Here is a 6,162-nt window from a genome sequence, read left to right on the forward strand (position 1 = left end):
GCCGTGTGATGTGAAAGTATCAAGCACGGTTTTGTATTGGAGTTGGGGAAGGTGAATTCCCTTTCGACCATAACTTAAATAATGGAAATATATTCATCTACGAAAAAAAGCATATATATCGATTATTTAAAATATACCATGAAGCCCAGGCAAAAGTCAAGTCCCCTGCCTCGAATCGGGCTAATTTTTAACATTAATTAAAATTTGTTACAAAACTTAACATAAATGGGAATATCATGATTATTTCCCAGGAGGTTGAGCAATTGACGCTCTCGGGGGTGAAGCAAGGGAAATTGGGGAATGAGTCTCGATACAGGTTAGATGAGAAGGACGCTAGTTAAGGATCTTCACGACTTGTTTAACTGCTGAGGACAGAGGGGGGGAACTAGCTACGCATTCGGTGGGGTAGGTGTCGTGACTAAAATAAGGTAGGGGCGCAAGGCACTTAGTCTGCTAAAGAGAGTGTGGGTTAGCTGGCTGGTGAACTTTTCAGGTGTACAAATGGGCTACATATTCTCCATAGCCGTTATAAATTAATGTGGGTTGAGTGTCCCAGGAGAAACTCGGACCATTACCAACAATGCGTTCGGTAGCTTGAGACCAACGGGGATGAGGTTTGTTAGGGTTAACATTAGCGACAAAGCCATATTCGTTAGGGACTAAGGTATTCCAAAATGTGGGAGGTTGGTGGTCTAAAAATTCGATTTTTACAATAGATTTAGCGCCTTTAAAGCCGTATTTCCAAGGTAGAACCATGCGTAAAGGTGCGCCATTTTGTTTGGGGAGAGTTTTACCATAAATTCCGGTGGCCAAAAATGCCAATTCATTAGCCATTTCCTGAATGGTTAATGCTTCGGTATAGGGCCAGGGATAATTAGTAGCCCAGAAACCAGGACCTTTGGTGATTTTGGGGTCATAAAAGGAAGTGAAGCGGACAAATTTGGCGGCGCTGGTGGGTTCAACGTCGGCCATGAGTAGACGCATGGGAAAACCGACCCAGGGAACTACCATCGCCCAGGCTTCGACACAGCGAAATCGATAGATTCTTTCTTGGAGGGGGAATTTTTTGTGTAAATCGTCGATATCGTAGGTGCGGGGATTTTTGACGAGTCCTGAGACTTCTACTCGCCAGTTATCGGTAGGGAGGTTTTGGGCGGCTTCCCAAATAGATTTAGACCCGCCAAATTCGTAGTAGTTGTTATAACGGGTAGCAAGGTCTTCGGGGGTAGTGGCTGATGGGAGGTTGGTAAAGTTAGGGTTTTGGGGTAGGTTGGGATAGGGAGTTTGGGTAGTATGGAAGCTGGCAGAGGTGCGATCGCATCCCTGTAGGGGTAAAATAGAGGCGGCCAGTCCGGCGCCGACTACTTGTTTGATAAATTTACGGCGGTTGACAAAGGCTGATTCTGAGGTAATCAGTTTTTCGGGTAGTTGCCAGTCGGGAGATATGCGAATTAGCGACATATTAGGGTTTTGCGTTTGATTACAATGGTTTTTATGTTACGCTCTGTGGCTACCCAGGCGTGAAAAGCATATCATATAATTAGAATACACCGAAACAATGCCTGGTTATGAGTTACTGCATGAATCCCCAGTGTCAGCACCCGCAGAATTCTCCTGGTCAAAAGACTTGTAAGAGTTGTGGAGCTAGTTTGCACCTGAAAGACCGCTATCGGATGGTGAGAATTTTAGGAGAAAGTGCTAACAGTCGGACTTTTTTGGCTGTGGATGAAGATAAGCCGTCTAAGCCTCAGTGTACGATTAAGCAATTTATAGGTTCACCGGAAAATATTGATTCTCGAACCGGTGAAATTGATTGCTATAAGCCTATAGAAGTGGATTTGAGGTGCAGAGCGCGGGAGTTGGAGAGAATTGGTCACAATGCTTTGATTCCAGAACTTTGGGCGAGTTTTGAAGAGAATGGCTCTAAGTATTTTGTTCATGAGTATATTCGCGGGCGCAATTTGGCGGACGAATTGGCTAGTGATGGAGTATTTGGAGAAATCCAGATTTGGGAGCTACTTACGTCTGTTCTTCCGGTGCTAGAGGTTGTCCATGACAATGGTATTGTGCATGGGGATATTAAGCCGGAAAATATTGTTCGTTCCCCTCAATATGATGGTTCTGGGGGTAATCGTTTGTCTCTGGTGGATTTTGGGTCGGCTATTCCTCTGGTGGAGGTTGAACAATACCCTGGTGAACGGATGATGGGGGCGGCGGAATATGTGGCCCCGGAACAAACTCAAGGACATTTTGATGGGAGAAATGATCTTTACAGTTTGGGGGTGACTTGTCTGCACTTAATGACGGATGTTTCGCCTTTTGAGTTGTTTGATGTTAAATCAAATACTTGGGTGTGGCGAGACTACATTAAACGCCCTGTTAGCCGTCGCTTGGGAAGGATTTTAGATAAGTTGGTAGAGCGAAATCCTGCCCGCCGTTATCAGTCGGCATCGGAGGCGATCGCTGCTTTAAAACGGGGACCAACGGCTGGGGCGTTTGCAGAAAGTTCTGACCAACAGTGGATTCTGACAGCCTGGGGTGGAATTGCGCTGACAATACTGTCTCTGATTTTGGCTTCGCGATTGCCGACTCGAGTTCCCGAAACCCCGAGTCGCCCTGAAATTCCGGTGAGAAGGATGCCGGAGGTTCGCCCTAACTATAACAGAAACAGACCTAATAATTATCGTCGCGGTTATCAGAACAGACAATCTTCTGGGGTGCGGACTTTGCGATCGGGTGATGGGCCTATTTGGTCGCTTGCTATTACTCCCGATGGTCAATTGGTAGCTAGTGGTCAGACTGATGGCTCGATTAACTTGGTGGATATTGATACGGGGACTGTAGTTAATACTTTATCTGGTCATAACCAACCGGTTGGTACAATAGCGATCGCTCCTGAAGGTCGATTTTTGGCGAGTGCTGGGGGTGATGGCACTATTCGGATTTGGGACTTGTGGAATAGTCGTCTGGTGCGGGTGTTACCTGGTCATCGGAGTTGGGTTCATGCTTTGGCTTTTAGTCCTGATGGTGCTAGTTTGGCTAGTGCGGGAGGTGATGGGTCGATTCGCTTGTGGAATGTTGACACCGGCTTTGAGGAAAGAACTTTACGGGGTTACGGGGAACAGATACAGGCGATCGTTTTTAGTGCTAATGGTGAAATGTTAATCAGTGGTAGCAGTAATGGTTTGCTGGAATTATGGGATCGGGAAACTGGTCAATTGCGGCGGAGTTTAGCGGCTCATCCTCAAGCTATCTGGTCTTTGGCTGTTAGTCCTGATGGTCAAACTCTGGCTACGGGAAGTTGGGATCGTACTGTCCGCCTATGGGATTTAAATCGCCTGGAGTTGGAATATTTTACGAGTCTCCCTCTGCAAACTTTGACGGGCCATGGTGATAAAATTCAATCTCTGTCTTTTAGTCCTGATGGTCAAACTCTGGCTAGTGGGGATTTTGATGGTACTATTAAGTTATGGCCAATCGAGCCAGGGGGCTTAACGGGGACCATGAAAGGTCATCAACACTGGGTGAATGTGGTTTTTAACCCGGTTGAGACAACTTTAGTTAGTGGCAGTTTTGATAATAGTATTAAGGTGTGGCCCATGGGTTGGTGACGAGGTAGGTCAGCTAATGATTGTTATTTGGGGGTTCTGACGCGAGGCGGCTATGGGTTTATAATCATTAAACATGGGTATCAAACCAGTTTAAAATGCGATTCCATGCCCACCAAGGGTCACGATCGCCCCATTGTTTTTGACAGGATTTACTGCTAATATGGCAGACGTGCCCTCCTGATGGGGTTAGCCATAGGTCGATCGCTTTATTCTGTTTAGCGATCGCTTTTAAATCAGGGATAATGCTTGGGTCAAATAGGGGATCATCTTGGGCATATAAAATTAGGGTTGGTTTGTGTAATTGGGGTAAAATTTGTAAGCCACTACTGGCAGTAAAATAGTCTTCTACTGTGGCAAATCCTAGTTTTTCAATGACTAATTCGTGATCAAAACTGCGAATTGAGTTAACTCTAGCTATGGCTTCGGGATTGAAAATATTGGGGTGATTTTGATTGAGTTGATGGGCGAGTATTTGCAGTTGGCGGGTAATGGCTTTTTCTAAATACTTCCCGACGGGATGATTTTCTAAATAGGTTAGGGATCTATTGGAGTCTAAACTAGGACACATTACGGCGGCACCAGCTATGTCTAAATTACTGGAACTTTGGGCGGCTTTTAACCCCCATAAGGCTAATTGACCCCCCAAGGAAAAACCTAATAACCTTAGGGGGGCTGGACAACCTAGGGCGAGTGACTGGTTAGCAATTTCTACAAAGTCTTCTCCTTCATATAAGCCGTCAGATTGCAGGGTGGGTGAGAGTTTCCCGGTTTTTCCATGGGCGCGCCAGTCGAATAATACTACAGCATAACCACGGGCGAAGGCTTGGCGACCTAGTATTTTTAAAAACCACTGATTTTCTAAGTCTCCTACAATGCCATAAGTGGCAATTATTGTGCCTTTAGGATTGGGGGGAATTGCATAAATACCAAAGATGGGGACACCTCCCGCCCCGGTGAATATTTTTTGTTGATAAGGGGGTGGTGATTCGTGGGTGTGATTTTGCCAAGTTTTGCTAATTTGCAATGCTGTATAAAGGGTCATTATTAACCCGTTTTTGAGGAAAAATGGGGGGCGATAACTGGGGGATGGCGACATGATTGGATTTAATGATGATTATTTATGGTAGGGCTTTTTGATGGATAATTAATTCTACTAAATTATCGATTAGGCGATCGGCTGTCATGGGTAGGGAATCTTTGCCTTGCAAAATCTCTTGGACTACCATATAATGAATTGGGGAACCTACGAAGATTCTGGCTGTGGCTTCGGGGTCGGTGATGGTCAATTCTTGGCAGGTTTTTAAATACTCTGTCAGGGTTTCTATGGCGGGCTTGACTAGGGCTGTTAAAAATACTTGGGCTAGGTCTGGGCGTTTTCCTGACTCGGAGACGATTAACCGGATCAAGCCAAGATATTCGCGATCGCTTATATTTTCCATTAGTATTCGCGTGGCTAAGTCTCGTAACACTAACTCTGGTTTCCCTGATAGGGGTGGCGACCTCTCGGAGTTTTTCTGAGGCTATCCTTTTGACTAGGGCGGTAAACAACCCATCTTTGTCGGAAAAATGACTATATAGGGTTTGTTTGGACACCCCGGCTGCTTTGGCGAATCTATCGATCTGATATATGAGCTTATACCTTGATAGAATCTGCCTTTTAAATCATATATCGGAGTAGGTGTGATCGCATGGTTATTAACTTCTCCCTAGCCAATTAAAAGGAGTTAATCCTAGCGAATTTTAGCTATTTATATTGGTAGTTTAGTTAGGGAAAAATTCCAATATATAGGGTAATTATAGGCAGTTTTTTAGATAACAATTAACCACATATTATGTCTAGTCAAACTTATCCTAAATCGGTGATACTAGGGTAAATGGAGTTATTGGTTATACATGATAACTGATCACCCCATTTACCCCCCTAGATCAGGTTTTGGCTTGGGAATTCCGCCGGATTACTCTAAGTCCCGACGTTTGGGGTTTCGTGAGGGGTCATTGGATAAGAATCCAAAGATAAATAAGCCTACGAAGAAGAGGACAACGATGTTAACGATGATTTTCAGAGTTACCATTGTTTTATTACTCCCTGGGGAATCTGTTTTTGATTGGGTTATGCAATTTGCACTGTTTTCCCATCATATCTTAATTTGGGCTTTGGTTTAAGGATTTTATGGCTTTCTGGGGCGATCGCTTTCTGAACCAGTGTTGAATAAATAATCAAGTGTATAGCCATATTTGCTCCATCGTTAAATAGTAGCAGATGTGGCGGTGGATGTCAAGGGGAGCTGGGGAGAGGTGGCGATCGCTTTCTGGGGGGAGGGTTGAATAAAAAATCAAGCGTATAGCAATGTAAAAAAATCTATTTTAGCAGATGCGGCGGTAGGTGTCAAGGGGAGATGGTGGAGTTGACAGGTGGAAGGTCGGGGGAAGTCCGAGAGTTGACAGGTGACAGGTGGGGGAAGTCCGAGAGTTGACAGGTGGGAGGTGACAGGTGGGGGAAGTCCGAGAGTTGACAGGTGGGAGTTGGAGAGTTGGGAAGTTGACAGGTGAA

At 45.1% G+C, this 6,162-nt stretch carries 6 protein-coding genes and 2 pseudogenes; 2 read left to right on the forward strand and 6 right to left on the reverse strand.

Features of this window, described 5'->3' with window-relative positions:
• Positions 1–489: 489 nt before the first annotated feature.
• On the reverse strand, positions 490–1,461 hold the full coding sequence (gene msrP, locus P5674_RS22605; RefSeq protein ID WP_014276867.1) for a protein-methionine-sulfoxide reductase catalytic subunit MsrP: 972 nt from the start codon (positions 1,459–1,461) through the stop codon (positions 490–492).
• 119 nt (positions 1,462–1,580) lie between these two features.
• Between msrP and P5674_RS26720 the strand changes: the two are divergent.
• Positions 1,581–1,640: pseudogene (locus tag P5674_RS26720) on the forward strand (4-Cys prefix domain-containing protein); the annotation flags it as partial.
• A 273-nt stretch (positions 1,641–1,913) separates the two neighbouring features.
• Positions 1,914–3,611 (forward strand): annotated as a pseudogene (locus P5674_RS22610) (protein kinase domain-containing protein); the annotation flags it as partial.
• A 67-nt stretch (positions 3,612–3,678) separates the two neighbouring features.
• On the opposite strand, the gene P5674_RS22615 reads toward P5674_RS22610, so the two are convergent.
• The 5 genes from P5674_RS22615 to P5674_RS22635 all read right to left on the reverse strand — a co-directional run.
• Positions 3,679–4,707, reverse strand: coding sequence for a YheT family hydrolase (locus tag P5674_RS22615; RefSeq protein WP_014276865.1), 1,029 nt, complete (start codon positions 4,705–4,707; stop codon positions 3,679–3,681).
• Positions 4,708–4,729: 22 nt separating this feature from the next.
• Positions 4,730–5,050 (reverse strand): TetR/AcrR family transcriptional regulator C-terminal domain-containing protein, encoded by a 321-nt coding sequence (locus P5674_RS22620; protein ID WP_006616471.1) that lies wholly within the window; start codon positions 5,048–5,050, stop codon positions 4,730–4,732.
• A gap of 516 nt (positions 5,051–5,566) precedes the next feature.
• Positions 5,567–5,683, reverse strand: a complete 117-nt coding sequence (locus tag P5674_RS22625) for a photosystem II reaction center protein I (protein WP_006616470.1) — start codon at positions 5,681–5,683, stop codon at positions 5,567–5,569.
• A 38-nt stretch (positions 5,684–5,721) separates the two neighbouring features.
• Positions 5,722–5,844, reverse strand: coding sequence for a hypothetical protein (locus tag P5674_RS22630; RefSeq protein WP_286131292.1), 123 nt, complete (start codon positions 5,842–5,844; stop codon positions 5,722–5,724).
• A gap of 100 nt (positions 5,845–5,944) precedes the next feature.
• Positions 5,945–6,162: hypothetical protein (locus tag P5674_RS22635; RefSeq protein WP_315670303.1), on the reverse strand; the 218-nt coding region annotated here is incomplete at its 5' end.

Origin of the sequence: Limnospira sp. PMC 289.06 (assembly GCF_032350395.1) — a bacterium.
Lineage (GTDB): Bacteria > Cyanobacteriota > Cyanobacteriia > Cyanobacteriales > Microcoleaceae > Limnospira > Limnospira platensis.